The organism is Serratia sp. CoH_122_TC_1 (genome assembly GCF_058191755.1).
Genome location: NZ_JBXWLA010000024.1, coordinates 1 through 18,274, shown reverse-complemented (window position 1 = coordinate 18,274; position 18,274 = coordinate 1). Strand labels below are relative to the sequence as shown.

Genomic DNA, 18,274 nt, shown 5'->3' with positions numbered 1-18,274 from the left:
TACGTACTGGCTTATATATTGACTTTCTCAGTTTTGTGAATACGTAACTAATCAAGCCTCGTGAAAGATAATGCGCTACGGCCTTCACCCTGGCATTATCATCGTCATTGCAATCTGTTTTACATCTGACTCTAAATCCGCTGCCTTTCCCCGTTATTTCAATGATTACCTTTGCCATTACTGCTCTCCCAGACAATGCGGGCACCCCGCCAGATGTACATGTTGACGGTACGATTAATACCGTTTTTACATTCAGTCATTTCGAAAGAGTCATTAATCCAAGATGACAACGGTTTATTGACCTTGATGATCGGCATGCGAAACTTATCGTTATAATCAACCACTGTTAAACCCGCACGCATCAGGCAATTAATAGGAGCCATCAGCTTAGGATTGTTGATAGGTAACTGGCACATAGCTTCCCCTTAGTTAATCAGCATTTGTGCAAACTGATGCACCGCTTTGGCATTGACAGGAATTTCATTGATCGCACTCGTACGAATAACACCGCGCAACAATTTGAACAAACGACGGGCATTACCTTTCGACTCTTGATAAAGCACGTCGCTCAGCTCATCCCGTTTATCTTCTGGCAATAAACTGCCGGCAATGGTGTCGATATCGCCAGCGGGTAATGCATTGCCGATATTGAGAGCAAAAGCCACACGGCTATAGAGTTGAACAAACTCACCGCGTTTACCTTTAAGGTTAATAATAAGGCGCGGCATTCCGACCAGAACAACGCCGATACCGGTTTTATCATGGATACGGCGAATGGACTCCAGCGCCCGATAGGGCAGGTTTTCCGCCTCATCAATTATCAGCACCCGCCCGGAGTCCATTAACTTATTGATACAGGCCTCACTCAGTTCATGCATATTGCCGCGAACAGTCAGCCCCAGCTTGTTTGACAGTTCTTCCAGAACGACACGCGCGGTATAACCTGGATCGGCTTCGATGAGGATGGCATCGCGATGCTTTGCCACATAGGCTTTTACCGTCATTGTCTTACCCAGACCGGCCTCGCCGTAAAGCACGTTGATCTCACCATCCACATGGGCCAGGGTAATCAGCTCCATCGCTTTTTTACTGGTCGATGTCGCGACAAACTCCGCTTTAATGCGTTGCTGTTTATCTTTTTCAGCCATACGGGCAATGAGTGCGGAAACGAGTTCTGCGACCTCGTCAGAACGACCGGCATAATTACCCCGTAACCAGGTACTGATAGTAGCTGGACTCATGCCAATGGCGCGGGCAACCTGGGTTTGGCTCAGGCCTTTACGTTCCATCAACTCGACAAGTTCGTTTTGAATAGTCATAATCTTCTCCGGTTAATGAATTAGCGGCTTTTGATGGGCGTCAAATAGCCGCTTTTTTATTTAATTGCTTCTGCAAATACTCTTCTTTATCTGATTCAAAAAAGAACATCGGTTCCGGTTCATTACCAACAGGCTGAAAACCACTCAATAAAGCGCTGTAATCAGGGGCTGCCTCCGCTGTGAGGAGTGGATTCAGTTCAGCATTGATTTCATCGGCTTTGTTCATCACCAGCGCCATGCGGCGGCTATGGCGGTCTTTCTTCACTTTCTCGATATATTCAACAGGGAATGCAGCACGGGTGTTACCGTTCCATATGGCCGTGCAAACATAAGAACCATCCAGACGACGAATAATGACGCTTTCAGCATTATGAATATCGAATTCGACGCGAACATTTTCGCCATCGACATAAATCAGTTCTTCCGAGAAATAGTTATTGTTATAGAGGCTTATCCATCCACGCTGAGCTACACGCACCACACTTGGGCGGAACATGTCACGCAGCTCCAACTCAGACAGGCGCTCAATAGGTTCTTCAACCAACAGCTCGGCCCGGTATTCCGCCGCCGTATAGTGACGGCCATCGCTTTTACGCGGCAATTCGCTATGGCGGTGCTGGGTGTTATAGCGGTCAATTTCCTGTTCGATTTCATCAATCAGCTGATTCCACGACGGCAGTTTGCTGATGGCGCGTTTCTGGACATCATTGAGCTCTTTATTATTCCCCTGCGCGGTGAACGCAGAGTTAATGCCGACGCTGGTTAAACGGACGGTTTCCCGATCAGCAGATTTGCCGTTATATGTGGCAAATTTCCTGGCAATTCTTGCCGGTATCTCTTTGTTCAAACGTTCGATGATGCCGCGAGCCTGTGGATTCCCAGGAATACCAGTTGGGTGATCGACCCCAAGGCGGGGGAGAATACCGGTGATATCAGCATCCAACAGTTTTGCCGTTTGGCCAGAGCCATTATCCGAGTAATACAGTAATGGGATGCCATGCCGTTCCATACCGTGGCGCAGTGCATCGGCGACCGCTATCACGTTCTCTGCGAGACTCAGGCTCCAACCAACCACGTAGCGGGTGCGGCCATCAATCACCAGGGTAATCTCCGGTGTGAATGGTCTACCGTGATCGGGATGGGCCACCTTCATTTTCATGCTATGACCATCACCGATCCACACGCCATTAACCGGCATCTGTGACCAGTCACGCTTAACATATGTTTGCAACGCACGATAAGCCGAACCGGTTACTCGCCCGCGTTGTTTCACAACCAGCGGCATTTTGTCCATTGCGCGGCGCACGGCAAAAATTGACGGTACTGCCGCGAGCATGGCCGGTTGATCTGCATATTGAGTTTTCCAGTCAGCGCAAAAGCCCTCATAAGCCTCAGCCATAGAAACCCCGTTCGTCGTCCGATAGTTGGCCATGAAAAGCGGCATCCAGTTAATCGACTCAACAGGCTTTGGCCGGTGATAGCCAGGAGCCAGCAGGGCCAGCCGTTCAGCGCCATCAGCAGCTCTCAGATAATCAACCACCCAGCCATTGAGGGTACGAGAGCCAATCCCAACACGGTTGCCTTTACGGGCATTGGCTATATCAACAGCAGATTGCAGATGGTTAGGCAGTTCTTTTTTACGTGACCGGTCACAAATGAAATTGATGGCCTTAATCCGTGACAAACCGTCGCGCTCCAGACGAAGCACTTGATCCACTATCTGGGAACGGGCATCAGCGGCGGCACGTTGCTCGGCCGTTAACTCTGCGGTTTTCCTTTGCAAAATTGCAGGACAACTGCGCAGGATCTGCAACTGGTCATTGGCGCTGATAGACGCCTGGCGGGCAACTGTAACGGGCTTTTCATCGACCTTTAAAAGGCTATTAAAATGTTGTTCACGTACTGCTGCCTGAGTTTCTGTCGGCAAGCAGTCAATGTGATATTCGAAAGCCTTGGTGCCAGCGCGTTTTTGTTTCAGATCAGGTGAAGTGCCAGCACGCTTATTCAAAGCAGCTCTCACCCCTGGCGCAGTCCCAGGCATCCCAGGTAAGCCGATCAGCTCATTCACGCAGAGAAACATAACTACGCCACCTTCTGTTGCTGTTGATCGGAATAACGACTTGGCCAAATGATTGCAGGCTCCTGGCCAATCGCGGCGGCAATAATCCGCTCCGCTTTTGGGTAAGGGCGGGTCAATGCATTCTTCAATGTATCGGCTGCTAGGCCCGCTTTACGGGACAAATCACGCATTGTGGTGCCGTTCTTATGCAGGGCGGCAACGATGTCGACACGGTGCCAATCAGCACACGCCACTTCATTTCTTTTCATCATTCGATTACCCTAAAAAGTTATCCGCGCAGATAATCCCTGCGGGTTATCCGTTCAGATGAAAGAATAGAGTCCAAAAGAAACCATGTCAATTATTTAATTTTCTTTTGATTTCAAATTGAATCCAAAAAGAATTAACAATAATCATTTAAAATCATACTGTTATAGGGAAAGTAAGTTATGAGTAACTCTTCGGATGAAATTTCTTTTCTAAGTGAGAGCAAAGAAACCATGAAAGATCGTCTGTTACAGCTGATAGGTACGCGCTCTAGAAGGCAAGCTGCGGAGGATTGGGGGATCAAGTACGCTACGCTAAACAACTATTTGACTGCTCGGGAATCGCTGCCGCGACCAAATGTTGTTAAGCAGATTGCAGATGCAGAAGGTGTGGATTCAAACTGGATTCTATATGGGGCGTCTAACTCAAATAAAGAGACCACTAGCGGCACCCCTCTGAATGCTAACGTCCAGTTCATTTGCGACATGATGTCAGTTCTTAGTGAGAGCGAAACCGAGTCCCTGAGAAATGTGCTTATTCGAGAGGGGATTAAGACCTTGTTGGCTCTGACCGAAGAGGATAACTTGCATCTGATAAACCTGAATCAGAAGCAGAAAAAGGCAGCGCTGATGCTCGAACATTTGAGCGAGGAGAAGGTCAGAGAGATTTTGCAAGGGGATGCGCCGAGCACAACAACCCCCACTGTGAATATAGCGAATTCAAAAGGCTAATACCTTGAGCTTTAAGAATTTATTGCTCAAGGTTCTCACTTCAAATCAAAATGTATTAAAAGCTGTTCAAATCAGATCTACTCGATGATCTAAGTTGTGCAAAAGAAAACGCAATATTTGACCGTTTCAATCATTTTTGCGCCGCTTATGCAAAATCAAGAATTCCCTTCCTAAGCCAGTTCTCATGCGGCCTCGCGCCGAATTTCCTTGCAGCCTCACCTATGTAAAATTGATCACTCCCCCACACGCAACAGCCCTTTACCGCGCCTCATTCGAATTCAGGGTGTGGCAATAAACTAATCCCCCTCTACCAGCCGCCTCCGGGCGGTTTTTTTATGTCTGGAGAAAACACATGACCAGTAAGTTCGAAAAAACGCAGGGAACGAAAATTTCCATCTCGGCGGCAGAAGCCCTTTCGGTAGATGATCCAAGCATTATCTGGCTTGAAGGCCAATGTGCCACCAAGGAAATCACCTATACCGCCGGGCAGAAAGCGGATATCGACGTAACCACGCTGTGCTCGGAAGAGCAGGAAAACACCAACGGCCTGCCGTCACCGGGTGAGATGACGATTAACCGTAACTGGGTCGGTGATGAAGAGGCGCAGGAATCGCTGCATGTTGCCTACGAAACTGACGAAAAACGCGCAATCAAAGTCGTTTTTCCTTCCGGTAATGGTTATGTCTACCTGGCTGAAGTGCGTCAAAACAGTTGGTCTGCAGCGACATCTGGCGTGGTTTCGGCCTCGTACACGCTGCGCCTCAAGGGTAAACCGAAGCGTATCAAAGCATCCGATAACGTGCCGGTGACCGGGGTGACGCTCACGCCGACCAGCGGCAATCTTGCAGTGGGCGGTACCACGACCTTTGCCGTAAACATTGCACCGGCCAATGCCACGAATAAGGGTTTCACTCTGATCTCATCCGTTCCGGCACGCGCCACCGCCGCCGCCAGCGGTTCAACCGTGACAGTCACAGCACCGGGCGGTGCTACTGCTGGTGCGGCAAACATCACCGTTAAAACCAGCGACGGCGACTTTACCGCAACGTTTGCGGCGACCGTAACCGCTTAATCGGAGACCCGTAAAACATGTCCGTTAAAAAGAAATTTAACCTCAAGGCGCTGGTTTCAGCGCCGCAATCTGGGTTCAGAACCAAAACCGTTCCGGTAAAAGAATGGGAAGGTGCAAAAGTCGTATTGCGTGAGCCTTCTCCTGAAGGCTGGGGACGGTGGCGGGAAGTGATGACCCCACCTGAACCGAAAGAGGGTGAACAGCCCGTTAAGTTGTCCATCTCGGAGGAAACACAGCGAAATATCCGTGCCGACGCCGTGATGTTCATTGACGTGCTGCTTGATGAAGATATGCAACCTGTCTTCGCATTGAACGAACTGGAAGACGTGATCGCGTTTTATGGCCCGGTGCATGCTCGATTGCTTAAACAGGCTATGGATCTGACCACCTCGCCAGAGGAAGCCGAAAAAAAGTCCGAGAGCCAGACACCCAATTCATGATGAAACTTGCGCTTCGCCTGGGGAAAACCCTGGGTGAACTCAAGCAATCAATCAGCATGAGCGAGCTGCGTCTGTGGGCCGCCTATGACCGAATCAGCCCGATCGGGGATATGCGTGGTGATGTTCATGCGGCACAGATAGCTGCGGCCGTTTATAACGCGCAGCGTGACCCGAAAAGTCAGCCTGTTGATCTCAACGACATGGTGATTCAGTGGGGCGCCAGCGGTGACGGGCCGGAGGAGAGTTTGACCGGTTTGGAGTCCTGGCTCGATGAAATGGCTGGATAACCCGCTTAGGCGGGTTTTTTTATGGGTGAAATATGGCTTCTTTGCGCGAACTAATTATCAAAATTTCGGCGAATTCCAGCTCGTTTCAGACTGAAATTTCCCGCGCGTCACGCATGGGGGCCGATTACTACAAAACGATGGAACAGGGGAACCGTAAGGCCGAATACGCTACCCGACAGAGCCAGCGTGCGCTGGCCGATCTCAACGGGCAACTGGCAACTGTTCGGCAAACGGCTTTGGGCATGGCGGGCGCATTCGCCGGTGCTTTTGCAACTGGCCATCTGATTAACCTGGCCGACCAATGGAACCAGGTAAACGCCCGCCTGAAGCAGGCGTCGCAATCGTCCGAAGATTTTTCCAAAAGTCAGCAATCCCTCATGGCGATCAGCCAGCGTACCGGTACCGCTTTTGGTGACAATGCCAGCCTGTTCGCTCGTTCTGCGGCTTCAATGCGTGAGTTTGGTTTTGCATCTGATGATGTGCTGAAAGTAACAGAGGCAATATCTACAGGGCTGAAACTCTCGGGCGCGGGTACACAAGAAGCCAGCTCGGTTATTACGCAATTTAGCCAGGCGTTGGCACAGGGTGTATTGCGTGGCGAGGAATTCAACTCGGTTAACGAAAACGGTGACCGTGTGATCCGCGCATTAGCGGCGGGTATGGGCGTCGCCCGTAAAGATTTGAAAGCGATGGCCGATCAGGGGTTGCTGTCTATCGATAAAGTGGTACCCGCTCTGCTCAGCCAACTTGGCACCTTGCAAAGCGAATTTGCCGCGATGCCGAGCACGGTCAGTGGTTCCATCACAAAAGTTGAAAACGCCTTCCAGCAATGGGTAGGCAGCATTAACGAGACCAGCGGTGTGACAGCAACGCTTTCCGGATCACTGGATAGCCTGGCTGGAAATATCGACAACGTAGCTGCTGTTTTGGGTGCGCTGGTCGCTGTTGGCGCAGCGCGATATTTCGGCGGGTTGGCGACCAGTATTGCCAGTTCTACAGCTGCGACAATTTCAGCGACACGGAACCAGTTAGCACTGGCAGCAGCACAACGCCTGGGTGCCGCCGCGTCCTTAGCTCAAATATCGACTGAGCGAGAGATGACGCTGGCAGTACAAAAATCACTTGTTGCACAGTTAGAGCTTGCCCAGACGGAAAAAACACGACTGGCCATCCGTACTCAGTTGTCGGCTAACTCGGCAGCGCTGGCATCACTGACACGCGCAGAAGCGGCTGCGACGGAAACCCTGGCAACAGCACAAAGTCGGCTTAATATTGCCGGTGGTCTGGCAAGCAAGGCGCTGGGGTTAATCGGTGGGCCTGCCGGCGCGGCAATGCTTGCCGGTACAGCGCTGTATTTCTTGTATGAAAAAACAGAACAGTCACGGCAGGCGGCGATTGCATTGGCTGATCAGATGGGGACGCTTTCCTCTCAAATCAGGAATATGACGCAGGCCCAATTGGCGCTCAATCAGGCGCAACTTCGCCAGTCACTTGAAGTGCAGAAAGAGCCCCTGCAGGAGCTGGTTATTGCCTATCAGGGAGTAACCGTCCAGGTAGAGCGATACCAGGCGCAGCTTGCCAAACTGACACCGGGCACTGATGAGTTTGTGCGTAAGCAGCGGGAATTGACCGCCGCTCAGGATGAGCAGACGATCGCGCAATCTAATCTTCAACAAGCCCGCGATCGCTTTAGCTCTACCCAGAATCAAATCAATATGATGATCACCCAGCAAACCACCGGGCTGCGTGAAAACTATGTTGAGATAAAAAACGTTACCTCATCACTGCCGTTAATGACGGCGGAAGGTTCTCGCTTTAACTCCGTTCTGATGGCGGGGAACGTTGTTCTTCGTGAGCGTAATGCACTGTTACGTGCCCCGATGGCTATTCCTCAAAACCCCTTAACCTCACCTCAAGAACAGCTTCTTCAGCAAGCTTCTCGGGAGCGCGAGCTATCCACGCTTACCGGTTCGACGCGTGTTCGCAAGCAGGCTGAGTTCACGGCTGACGATAAAGGATTGACCAATAGCCCTGAGAACCAGAAAGCGCGGAAACAGTACATCGATGACACCGTTGCCGCGTGGACGAATCAGGACAAGCTGAAAAGCTCGACTGCGGCGGCTGGCAGTGAGGCAAAAAAGACAGCAACCATTACGGGTGACTATCAGCAGAAAATCGCCAACCTGAACAAAGAAATTCAGGTTGAACGGGTGAGGCTGAAAGAGGGGGATGTAGCCGCGTCTCTATTTTCTGCGTCGATGGAAACCGGCAGCAAATGGACGGGTACGCAGCGTGCCGAACTGGAGCGACTCAACAAAACGTTAACGGAGGCAAAGCAGCGCTGGGATGACCACAACGCGGCGATCTCCTCCGACCCTTACCGGCAGGCATCACAAACCCGAAAAGAATCAGAGGCCCAACTACAGCGCCAGATTGCTGGCAATGAAATTAAGAGCGCTGAGGAACTGGCGCGGCGCAAGCAGGAAATCAATACCACCTACCTCAATGCGATAGCAGAGGCAAATCAACGCAATGCGGTGACAGGCAATCAGGAGCTGGCCGGTAACGTTGACCCCCTGCAGAACATTGAAAACCAACTGGCTAAGCGGCAAGCCCTGATAGAAACCTACGCTACTGCCGGCGTTATTTCGGAGCAGCGCAAAAACCAGCTGATCCTGGCTTCTGAAAATGAAACCAACGAACAGCGGTACCAGGCTGCTATGGCCCTTTACTCCTCCCAGGGCGACATGCAAAAGCTGGCCGTGGATCTATTCCAGAGCTCGCAGGAGCGCGTTACCAACATGCTGACCGGCATGCTAACCGGAACGCAGACCTTCAAAGAGGGCATGCTCAATCTGTTCTCCACGTTGACGCAATCCATTATCAACAATCTGGTGGATATGGCGGCACAGGCACTGATTACCAGCACCATTATGCAGACCATTACCGGCATTTTCGGTGGATTTGCAGGCGGTGCCGCCGGTGGGGCTTCAGCGGCTGCGGGGAGCACCGGCGCAATGGGGATGAGCACAAGCTATATGGCGTATGCAAAGGGCGGTGTTGTGGCCTCCAGCGATCTGAGTCAGTTCAGCGGCCAGGTCGTTAGCAGTCCCACAACGTTTGCGTTTGCCAAGGGGGCGGGGCTGATGGGGGAAGCGGGGCCAGAGGCGATCATGCCATTGACACGCGCAGCCGATGGTTCACTGGGTGTTCGCGCCATATCGCAAGGTGGGGCTGGTGGAGGTGGTGGTGGTGCACCGCAGGTATACATCAGCATCGACAGCAACGGACAAACATCGCAGACCACCACGCCGGGATGGGAGCAGTTTGGCAGCGAGATCGGCCAGTTTGTCGATCAGCGTTACCGCGCATTGCGGGATAAGGACTTGGGGCAAAACGGTGTCCTGACTCAACGATTAGGGGGTAGACGATGACGCTGGAAGAATTTGTCTATAGCCCCAGGGTAAACCCTACCGGGGATATCACCCAGCGGGTGCGCGAGGTGCAATTCGGCGATGGGTACAAACAGCAGTCCGGCGACGGTATTAACGGCGAGCACCAGAGCTGGCCGCTGACGTTCGTCGGCAACTGGCAATACATCGTCGGTATCCGCAGTTTCCTGAAACGGCATGAAGGCTTTCGGGCTTTCAAATGGCGAAACCCGCTCTTCGAGTTGGGGCTGTACACCTGCAACGGGCATCAGGTTACTGCGATGGGGAAAAACTCACGCGGCGAACCGATGTACCAGATCGCCGCAACGTTTGAAACAGCAAATCGACCATAGGATTATCCATGAGCATTGACGCAGACCTGCAGCTACTTGCGCCGGGGAAACGGGTGTATCTGTTCCACGTTGACGGCAGCATGTTCGACGGGCCAGAGCTGTTTTTTCATAACTATCCGATCCCTTATACGGAAGAAGAGTTAGTTGCTGCCGGCAGTGACCCGAAGGCGTTGCCGGCTAAATCCATCTGGTGGCAGGGGCAGGAGTACAAGCCGTGGCCGGTTGAGGCGACAGGTTTTGAAGTCACCAGCGATGGCAGCGCACCCACACCCACGTTGAGCGTGGCGAACCTCGACGGAACAATCTCAGCCATGTGCCTGGCATATCAAAACATGGCTCAGGCCAGAGTCACTAGGCACTTTACCTTTGCCCAATATCTGGATGCGCGAAATTACCCGGACGGCAACCCAGAAGCTGATCCCACTAAAGAAAAGCTGGATGTTTACTACATCGAAAACAAAACCAGCGAAGACGACGAGGTGATTCAATTTCAGTTGTCCTCGCCGGCAGACCTGCAGGGTATGCAGATCCCATCACGTCAAATACATAGCCTATGTACCTGGTGTATTCGTGGGCAGTACAGAGGCCCATCATGCGGCTATACCGGCACAAACTATTTTGATCAGGACGGCAACCCGGTTGACGATCCGTCAAAAGACGACTGCGGCGGGCTACTCAGTGATTGCAAAAAACGCTGGGGGGCAACAGAGCAATTGCCGTTTGGTGGTTTCCCCGGCTCCGCATTGATGAAGAGGTGATAATGCGTAAACAGATAATCAGCGCCGTTCTGGCGCATGCGGCGGCGGAGTATCCGCGCGAGTGTTGTGGGCTGGTGGTGCAAAACGGACGCCGGCAGCGTTACGTTCCTTGCCGAAATTTGGCACCGGAGCCCACTGAACAGTTTAGCCTGGCACCAGAGGATTACGCCGCCGCTGAAGATGCCGGCACAATCATTGCGATTGTTCACAGTCACCCCGACGCTACCACCCAGCCCAGCCAACTCGATATCGCACAATGTGACTTGTCACAACTGCCGTGGATTATCGCCAGCTGGCCTGAAGGTGATATCCGGGAGGTTATGCCTACGCAGGGCATTAAGCCATTGCTGGGCCGCCCGTTCGTGCATGGGTTCTGGGACTGCTACGCCATCATCCGCGATTGGTATCAGCTCGAGCGAGAAATCACCCTGCCAAATTACCCGCGTGAGGATGGCTGGTGGGATCGTGGCGAAAACCTCTATATGAAGCTCTACGTGGAGGCGGGTTTCGTGCCGGCGGTGGGTGAGTTACAGACCGGCGACGTAATCGTTATGCAAATTCAGGCACCGGAGCCGAATCATGCCGGGGTTTACCTGGGTGAGGGGGTAATGGTGCATCACATGTATGGCCAGCTCAGTAACCGGGTGCCCTATGGCGGTTACTGGCAAGAACGGACGATCACCGTATTGCGTTACAAAAGCTGATCTGCTGCTATGATGTTGTGATATTCAACAGAAGGATATCTCAATGAAAAAATTAGCTTTAATAAGTGTGTCGTTGATTCTTATTGGTTGCCAATCGGCACAATATGATGGCAGAGTGAAAAATAATGGATTAATCCCTTCTAATTATGGAATTGACCATGATTACAGAAAGGAACTAGATTCTTTATCATTAAATGTAGATAGAGAAAATTCACAGAACGATGAAAGGTGGACTGTGAAAAAGGAAAAGGATGCAATGACTGATTATGTGGATACAACAGCATCTATACAATCCAAAGAAGGAATGGATAATATTTTGAGTGTTTCATGCAACTCTAAATATAAAGAACCTATTGTTTCCATTTTGGCTGTTGACAGGATAGTTACTGGTGATTCAGTAATGTTTAGACTTGATAGTAAAAAGCCATTTACAAGCAAGGTAATGATATCAAGAACACCGAGTGGTAGTGCGTTTATTGTCCGTGGTGGGTTTTTAGAGAAGGTTAATGTCGGTGATAATCTTTCGGTAAGATATCAGGAGTATAGTAAAGGTTATGAGGACTTGAATTTTAGTATGAAAAACTATGTGGATTCATATGCTGAAGTTCTGCGTTCTTGTGGGTTAAAATAAGTAAAGCTCTCTTGAGCTGTTATTTGTGCGAGGATTTATGCCAACGTTAATTCCAGAAATAAAAACCATACGTCTTTATGGAGTGCTTGGTGAGAAATTTGGGCGTGTTCATCGCTTTGCTGTAGATAGCCCTCAAGAGGCCATTAAAGCTCTATGTGTGAATTTTCCAGATTTGCAAAAATTTCTTTTAGAGAGCAAAGTTCGCGGACTCACATTCGCTGTTTTCGAGGGAAAGCGTAACATCTCAAAGGATGATTTATCCTTCCCTTCTAATGGGGCTGATATCCGTATAGCCCCTGTTGTTATTGGTAGTAAAAAAGCAGGTATGTTCCAAACTATTCTCGGGGCCGTAATGGTTGTAATCGGCGCTATTGGTGCATTTACCCCCTGGGGGCAAGCGCTAGGTGGTGCGGCGTGGGGTAGCTATATGATGCAGATGGGTGGCGCTATGATGCTTGGCGGGGTTATCCAAATGCTATCACCGATGCAGGGCGGACTAGCATCACGCCAAGATCCGGACAATAAACCGTCATACGCATTCGGCGGCCCGGTAAATAGCATTGCGCAGGGTAATCCGGTTCCGATCCTCTACGGCCAGCGCCGCATAGGTGGTGCCATTATCTCCGCTGGCATCTACGCAGAAGACCAGCAGTAATTAAAATACGCTGATTTACAGAACCCGCTCCGGCGGGTTTTTTTACGCCTGGAGAAAAGAATGCACGTTATTGAAGGCCGTAAAGGTGGCAGCAGCAGCCCAAGCACTCCGACAGAATCACCCGATTCTTTGCAGTCCACATCTTACGCAAAAATACTTTTGGCGCTGGGTGAGGGAGAGTTTGCTGGCGAACTTGATGGTACCCGAATTTTTCTCGATGGCACTCCGCTGACGTCAGCAGATGGCACTGAAAATTTCCCCGGCGTGAAATGGGAGTTCCGCTCAGGTACACCACATCAGGATTACATCCCCGGAATGCCTGATGTTGAAAATGAAATCACGGTCAGTACCGAGTTGACGAGTGAGCGCGACTGGGTTCGTTCGGTGACCAATACCCAACTTTCTGCTGTGCGTTTAAGGGATTCTTGGGCGCAATTACAACAACAGCAGGATAATGGGGACGTTGTGGGGTATCGTATTGAATATGCGATCGACGTTGCCACCGATGGCGGCGCTTATCAAGAAGCTCTGCGCACTGCTGTTGATGGCAAAACAACAACAAAATATGAACGCAGTCACCGTATCGATTTACCCCCGGCTTTAACTGGCTGGCAGGTTCGCGCTCGTCGTTTGACGCCGAACAGCACCAGTAATCGTATAGCCGATAAGATGGTTATTGAGGCAATTACAGAGACGATAGATGCCAAACTGCGCTATCCAGAAACAGCGCTGTTATTTATCCAGTTCGATGCAAAGCAGTTTCCTAATATCCCACAAGTTTCCTGTGAGCCAAAAGGCAGAATTATCCGCGTGCCATCGAATTATAACCCTGAGACACGGGAATATACCGGGGTGTGGGACGGGACATTTAAAACAGCGTGGACGAATAACCCCGCCTGGATAACCTACGACCTAATGATAAATGACCGGTTCTCCATCGGCACTCGGGTTAAGGCGGAAAACCTCGCGCTGACAAAATGGGACTTGTATCAGATCGGGCAGTACTGCGATCAATTAGTGCCTGATGGCCGGGGTGGTGACGGGAAAGAACCACGTTTTCTTTGTGACATTTATATCCAGTCACAAGAGGATGCTTGGAATGTATTACGTGACATAGCGTCCATTTATCGCGGCTCTACCTTTTGGGCAAATAACGGCATGAATGCCCTGGCTGACATGCCCGCAGATGTTAAATACATCTTCACTCGTGCCAACGTTAAAGATGGCAAATTCACCTATGCCAGCGCCAGCGAAAAAACGCATTACAGCACCTGCATGGTGAGCTGGAGCGACCCGGCAAACGGTTATCAGGATGCGATAGAGCCAGTTGCAGAGCAGTCGCTGATTCGTCGCTATGGCATCAAGCAAGCTGACCTGACGGCGATCGGATGCATACGAAAGTCAGAAGGGATTCGCCGGGGAAAATGGCTGCTCCACACCAACGATAAAGATCGCCTGGTATCGTTCACTGTTGGCCTTGATGGCAAGGTACCGCTGCCGGGGTGGATTATTGCAATCGCGGATGAAATGCTGGCAGGGCGACCGCTCGGTGGCCGCATCAGTTCTGTAGATGGCCGCAATATCAATCTTGATCGCGTTTCCTCTGCTGTTGTCGGTGAGCGATTGGTTCTGAACCTGCCGAGCGGAAAAGCGGAAGGCCGAACCATTGCGGCGGTAGCGGGTAAAACCGTTACGGTAACAACGGCGTATTCTGAAACACCGGTTGCCGAGGCTGTGTGGGCGGTTGACGCGTCAGACCTCGCGCTACAGCAGTTCCGCGTTACCGGAATTAAAGAAGGCGATGACGGGGTTTCTTTCGATATTACCGCAGTCGAACATGACCCGAATAAGTACCCCAAAATTGATACTGGCGCACGAATTGAAGACCCGCCGATCAGCGTTATTCCGCCTGGTGTGCAGCCGCCACCGACCAATGTACAGATCGGTGAGTCGTCAGCCATTATTCAAGGGCTGGCCGTGGCCACACTGCGTGTTACATGGGATCGGGCTGAAAGCGCGATTGCCTACGAGGCGGAGTGGCGCAGGGACAATGGCAACTGGATACCAGCACCGCGTACGTCAACACTCGGCTTTGAGGTTTCGGGAATTTATGCTGGCCGCTATCAGGCCCGTGTGCGTGCGATTAACCCTTCTGAAATTTCCAGCGTCTGGGCGAACGCGCCCGAAATGGTGTTAACCGGTAAGTTGGGTGATCCGCCGGCGCTGGTCAGCTTTACAACTATCGGCCAGGTGTTCGGCATCGTCTTGAATTGGGAGTTTCCTCTCGGTGCAGAAGATACGCAGAGGACTGAAGTCTGGTACAGCCAGAACTCGGACGGCAGCAATAAAATGCATCTGGGGGATTATGCCTACCCGCAGCGCAGCCACACGATGACGGGGCTGGCGGCAGGTGTGAATTTCTGGTTCCAGGCACGTCTGGTGGATAAGCTGGGAAATACGGGGCCGTGGACGGGGTGGACGCAGGGAACGTCCAGCGATGACGCCAGCGAGGTGCTGGACTACCTGAAAGGGAAGATCACCGAAACGGAGCTGGGGCAGGAGCTACTGGGGCCGGTCGAGGACGCCGGCAAGCTGAAGGACATGTGGTCGGTCAAAGTTGGCCAGACTGTTGATGGCAAACTGTATACCGCTGGGATCGGCGTGGGCGTTGAAAACACCCCCGAAGGGATGCAGTCACAGGTTCTGATTCTTGCAGATCGATTCGCCGTATTGAACACCGCCGACGGGCAGGGCTCTGAGGTGTCCGTGCCGTTCGCTATCGAGAATAATCAAGTTTTCATTAACTCAGCCCTCATCAAGGAAGCCTCCATTACGAATGCGAAAATTGGAGAGTACATAAGTTCCAATAATTACATTTCCGGTATGATGGGATGGATTATTCGAAAAGATGGCTCGTCAGAATTTCAGGATACAACAGTAAGGGGGAGTATTTACGCTAAACAAGGGACTCTTGATAATGTCACTATCAATGAAAACTGCGTAGTTAAAGGCACTGTTTATGCTGAGAATATCGTTGGGGATGTTGTCTCCGTTGGAGCCTGGGGTCGAATTACCAACAATGGAGTTAATGACTCTAAGCATAGATATTTTACCGGTGGTCTTCCGTATGAATCGATTTTAATAGTACCTAACCCATCTTTATATACAGGAACCAAACCAGGTGGGAGTGGCGAAGTATATATAAAAGTGAATGGGGAGGATTATTACCGAGGTTCTGCTTCTTCGGGAAATAGGTTTGACAGCTCTATAGTTGTTACTGTTCCAGCGAATGGAACGGTTGATATGGAGTTTGGAATAACCGGGGCCGCTTCAGGGCAATTCTGGGGTAATGATAGTTCGATGACTGTTATGGTTTTCCGAAAAGGGAACAACCGATTTCATGATTAACAAGCAACCCGCTTCGGCGGGTTTTTTACTGGAGAAAATATGGCTGTTTTAATCAGCGGTAAACTCATTGGGCCAAATGGCGACCCTCGCCCCGGTGTAACCATTATGCTGACAGCGGTCAAAACGTCATCGGCAGTAGTTCAGCTCGCACCATCAAGCTCAACAACCAGTGCAGATGGTAGTTATTCGCTGTCGGTAGAAGTCGGCACGCATAACGTAATGATTGAGGCTTATGGGCGTCCGTTCGAAAAGGTCGGGCAAATAACGGTATATAGCGACTCAAAACCGGGGACGCTTAATGCTTTTTTGAACAGTCCAGGGCAGGATGAACTGTCGCCTGCAATAGTGGCTATGGTAGATGAAATGCGTGCAGCGGCAGCTGCGTATGCAGAGGTTGCCTCTGATGCCGCAATGCGCGCCAAAGTATCAGCAGAAAATGCACAGAACATAGCTGACGCTAACACTTACTACATTACACCCGAGGATCCAGACGGTACGATTGCAGGGTTAGCCGGAACGCCGAACGGCAAATCATTCCGTGTTGGACAAGGCCCAGGTAAAGGTTTAAAAACCTACATGAACGTCAATGGGGTTGCGGTGGAAATTAGCGCAAGTGCTGGAGCTAATTCAGTCACTGAATTGCAAACAAGTTTCCATGACTACTCGCGTAACAATAACTACTTGCATAGTGAGCTATATACTGACGTTGTTTCGTCAATTGATTTCAACGATATTGGCAATATTAATCTCGGTGATACATCACTGATCCGTATCACTGACTTAAACACACATGATGCATTCCTGAGTACAATTCAGTTTTCTCAGGTTTCATCCTCTACCTTGATGAAGCGCTGGTATCTGCCAAATCATACACAATATGCCAATGGTGTTATTTCATCTAACTATCAGCCTTTCTATTATCAGAATCTGTCATTAAATGAGTTTTCTGAACTGACAGATCGCTACGCACGTGTACGCTATATTCTTCCTGTTAACTATAACCTGGTCGATGAAAATAATCGATATCGTGTAGTAGACACATCAGGAACATTTAAGCCGTCATTTGCAGGAAAATTGACATCAGAGACGGTGTCGTGCGTTTCAGCGCATGCCACTAAAAATATTGTTCAATTTTTTGTTGTCTTGTCTGAAATTGTCAGTGAGGGCTATCAGCCAGATCAGGCTGGCGTCCTCTCCTTCATTGCTGATAAGACAGACGACGCATTGCTGATGGCATATTCTGGCCAGTATGGTTCATATACGTTACGTGAGAATCAGTTCGATATCATTATCCCTGCAGGGGAGTATTCTATTGATGTCGTAGGGGATGTGGGGGTAGCGGCAACTATCCGTCAACGCAATAAATTAAAGTTCGTGCCAGAAGATAAATACATCAGAAAAGTTGCTGATGTAACCAACAACACTGGGCTTAATTTCTCGCAGTATCCCGTTGAATTGAAGTGTACGTTCGAAGAGGGGGAAGTGCCATCCTCATCGTGTCTGGTTTTGCACGATGAGCAAGGAAACAACATTGATTGCCAGTTTGCAGGTGAATACCATACCAATCTGCGCAAACAGTTGGATATTGGTAAGCACGCTGATAGCTCGTTGAAGTCAGGCTCGGTGTTTTTCAACGCTGACATCGCGGCAGGGAAGCAGCTCTATGTGCAACTCAATGCCCATAGCACGCCACAAACACACGGCATTTATCCGAAACTGGTCGCAGTGAGCGATGGTTATGACATGACTGTCGGTGGCAACACGTTCCAGTTCCGTGATAACAGCAACTTCCTGCTGGGGGCTATCGTTGACAAAAATGGCGTAGTTCATGGCATGAGTCATTTTGCTGTGTTCAGGGGGCTTGTTTCTGGCGTCGAGGATTTAACACGATTTTCCTACAAACCGATCGTCAGGCAAATCAGTACCGGCCCGGTATTCTCTGAGGTAGAAGTGATTGTTTACAACTCAGAGAAATATGGACTTGAAGCCGGGGTGCTGAAACTCCGCGTGCGCTATCGGATATTTAAAAGCGGTCAGGTTCAGTGTTATGGCATGTGTATCGCAACGAAAGAAATTCCGGTAGGCAAGCTGTATGGTTTCGATATACGTTTCCAGACCGGCGATAAAACGTTTGTTGCCGATGACAAATACAAAACGGC

16 protein-coding genes are annotated in these 18,274 nt (G+C 50.5%); 12 read left to right on the top strand and 4 right to left on the bottom strand.

Features of this window, described 5'->3' with window-relative positions; translation table 11 throughout:
• Nucleotides 1–158: 158 nt before the first annotated feature.
• The 4 genes from AC2FC2_RS24185 to AC2FC2_RS24170 are packed head-to-tail and all read right to left on the bottom strand — an operon-like array spanning nt 159 to nt 3,647.
• Entirely contained in the window at nt 159–416 is a 258-nt protein-coding gene (locus AC2FC2_RS24185; RefSeq protein WP_490660023.1) for a hypothetical protein, read from the bottom strand.
• A 9-nt stretch (nt 417–425) separates the two neighbouring features.
• Nucleotides 426–1,319 carry an AAA family ATPase gene (locus AC2FC2_RS24180; protein ID WP_060423623.1) on the bottom strand — a complete coding sequence of 298 codons (894 nt, stop codon included), beginning with the start codon at nt 1,317–1,319 and terminating at the stop codon, nt 426–428.
• Nucleotides 1,320–1,359: 40 nt separating this feature from the next.
• A complete protein-coding gene (locus AC2FC2_RS24175; RefSeq protein WP_490660022.1) occupies nt 1,360–3,399 on the bottom strand; it encodes a transposase in 2,040 nt (679 codons plus the stop codon).
• A gap of 2 nt (nt 3,400–3,401) precedes the next feature.
• A complete protein-coding gene (locus tag AC2FC2_RS24170) occupies nt 3,402–3,647 on the bottom strand; it encodes a helix-turn-helix domain-containing protein (RefSeq protein ID WP_174575234.1) in 246 nt (81 codons plus the stop codon).
• 180 nt (nt 3,648–3,827) lie between these two features.
• On the opposite strand from AC2FC2_RS24170, the gene AC2FC2_RS24165 reads away from it, so the two are divergent.
• The 12 genes from AC2FC2_RS24165 to AC2FC2_RS24110 all read left to right on the top strand — a co-directional run.
• Nucleotides 3,828–4,376 carry a hypothetical protein gene (locus tag AC2FC2_RS24165; RefSeq protein ID WP_490660021.1) on the top strand — a complete coding sequence of 183 codons (549 nt, stop codon included), beginning with the start codon at nt 3,828–3,830 and terminating at the stop codon, nt 4,374–4,376.
• Nucleotides 4,377–4,728: 352 nt separating this feature from the next.
• Nucleotides 4,729–5,448, top strand: a complete 720-nt coding sequence (locus AC2FC2_RS24160; RefSeq protein WP_490660020.1) for a phage tail tube protein — start codon at nt 4,729–4,731, stop codon at nt 5,446–5,448.
• A 17-nt stretch (nt 5,449–5,465) separates the two neighbouring features.
• Entirely contained in the window at nt 5,466–5,888 is a 423-nt protein-coding gene (locus tag AC2FC2_RS24155) for a phage tail assembly chaperone (protein WP_116690143.1), read from the top strand.
• Nucleotides 5,885–6,175: a phage tail assembly protein T gene (locus AC2FC2_RS24150; protein WP_116690144.1), complete on the top strand. Its 291-nt coding sequence runs from the start codon at nt 5,885–5,887 to the stop codon at nt 6,173–6,175. The genes AC2FC2_RS24155 and AC2FC2_RS24150 overlap by 4 nt, the downstream gene beginning before the upstream one ends.
• Nucleotides 6,176–6,207: 32 nt before the next feature.
• Nucleotides 6,208–9,609: a tape measure protein gene (locus AC2FC2_RS24145; RefSeq protein WP_490660019.1), complete on the top strand. Its 3,402-nt coding sequence runs from the start codon at nt 6,208–6,210 to the stop codon at nt 9,607–9,609.
• Complete coding sequence (locus tag AC2FC2_RS24140) at nt 9,606–9,959, top strand: phage tail protein (protein WP_261162349.1); 354 nt, start codon at nt 9,606–9,608, stop codon at nt 9,957–9,959. Before AC2FC2_RS24145 ends, AC2FC2_RS24140 begins: the two co-directional genes overlap by 4 nt.
• 8 nt (nt 9,960–9,967) lie before the next feature.
• The gene (locus AC2FC2_RS24135) at nt 9,968–10,717 is read left to right on the top strand and encodes a phage minor tail protein L (protein ID WP_490660018.1); all 750 of its coding nucleotides are present in this window, start codon (nt 9,968–9,970) and stop codon (nt 10,715–10,717) included.
• 2 nt (nt 10,718–10,719) lie between these two features.
• Entirely contained in the window at nt 10,720–11,421 is a 702-nt protein-coding gene (locus AC2FC2_RS24130; RefSeq protein ID WP_490660017.1) for a C40 family peptidase, read from the top strand.
• A gap of 43 nt (nt 11,422–11,464) precedes the next feature.
• Nucleotides 11,465–12,052: a hypothetical protein gene (locus AC2FC2_RS24125; RefSeq protein ID WP_490660016.1), complete on the top strand. Its 588-nt coding sequence runs from the start codon at nt 11,465–11,467 to the stop codon at nt 12,050–12,052.
• A gap of 37 nt (nt 12,053–12,089) precedes the next feature.
• On the top strand, nt 12,090–12,707 hold the full coding sequence (locus AC2FC2_RS24120; RefSeq protein ID WP_490660015.1) for a tail assembly protein: 618 nt from the start codon (nt 12,090–12,092) through the stop codon (nt 12,705–12,707).
• A gap of 60 nt (nt 12,708–12,767) precedes the next feature.
• Nucleotides 12,768–16,115 carry a TipJ family phage tail tip protein gene (locus AC2FC2_RS24115; protein WP_490660014.1) on the top strand — a complete coding sequence of 1,116 codons (3,348 nt, stop codon included), beginning with the start codon at nt 12,768–12,770 and terminating at the stop codon, nt 16,113–16,115.
• 39 nt (nt 16,116–16,154) lie between these two features.
• A partial coding sequence (locus AC2FC2_RS24110; RefSeq protein WP_490660013.1) for a prophage tail fiber N-terminal domain-containing protein occupies nt 16,155–18,274 on the top strand: 2,120 nt, incomplete at its 3' end.

What these genes read in the sequence shown, in the direction of transcription:
- AC2FC2_RS24120 (WP_490660015.1), top strand. Translation starts at nt 12,090, where the DNA reads ATGCCAACGTTAATTCCAGAAATAAAAACCATACGTCTTTATGGAGTG.
- AC2FC2_RS24145 (WP_490660019.1), top strand. Translation starts at nt 6,208, where the DNA reads ATGGCTTCTTTGCGCGAACTAATTATCAAAATTTCGGCGAATTCCAGC.
- AC2FC2_RS24125 (WP_490660016.1), top strand. Translation starts at nt 11,465, where the DNA reads ATGAAAAAATTAGCTTTAATAAGTGTGTCGTTGATTCTTATTGGTTGC.
- AC2FC2_RS24185 (WP_490660023.1), bottom strand. Translation starts at nt 416, where the DNA reads ATGTGCCAGTTACCTATCAACAATCCTAAGCTGATGGCTCCTATTAAT.
- AC2FC2_RS24140 (WP_261162349.1), top strand. Translation starts at nt 9,606, where the DNA reads ATGACGCTGGAAGAATTTGTCTATAGCCCCAGGGTAAACCCTACCGGG.
- AC2FC2_RS24175 (WP_490660022.1), bottom strand. Translation starts at nt 3,399, where the DNA reads ATGTTTCTCTGCGTGAATGAGCTGATCGGCTTACCTGGGATGCCTGGG.
- AC2FC2_RS24155 (WP_116690143.1), top strand. Translation starts at nt 5,466, where the DNA reads ATGTCCGTTAAAAAGAAATTTAACCTCAAGGCGCTGGTTTCAGCGCCG.
- AC2FC2_RS24115 (WP_490660014.1), top strand. Translation starts at nt 12,768, where the DNA reads ATGCACGTTATTGAAGGCCGTAAAGGTGGCAGCAGCAGCCCAAGCACT.
- AC2FC2_RS24130 (WP_490660017.1), top strand. Translation starts at nt 10,720, where the DNA reads ATGCGTAAACAGATAATCAGCGCCGTTCTGGCGCATGCGGCGGCGGAG.
- AC2FC2_RS24160 (WP_490660020.1), top strand. Translation starts at nt 4,729, where the DNA reads ATGACCAGTAAGTTCGAAAAAACGCAGGGAACGAAAATTTCCATCTCG.
- AC2FC2_RS24165 (WP_490660021.1), top strand. Translation starts at nt 3,828, where the DNA reads ATGAGTAACTCTTCGGATGAAATTTCTTTTCTAAGTGAGAGCAAAGAA.
- AC2FC2_RS24135 (WP_490660018.1), top strand. Translation starts at nt 9,968, where the DNA reads ATGAGCATTGACGCAGACCTGCAGCTACTTGCGCCGGGGAAACGGGTG.
- AC2FC2_RS24150 (WP_116690144.1), top strand. Translation starts at nt 5,885, where the DNA reads ATGATGAAACTTGCGCTTCGCCTGGGGAAAACCCTGGGTGAACTCAAG.
- AC2FC2_RS24180 (WP_060423623.1), bottom strand. Translation starts at nt 1,319, where the DNA reads ATGACTATTCAAAACGAACTTGTCGAGTTGATGGAACGTAAAGGCCTG.
- AC2FC2_RS24170 (WP_174575234.1), bottom strand. Translation starts at nt 3,647, where the DNA reads ATGAAAAGAAATGAAGTGGCGTGTGCTGATTGGCACCGTGTCGACATC.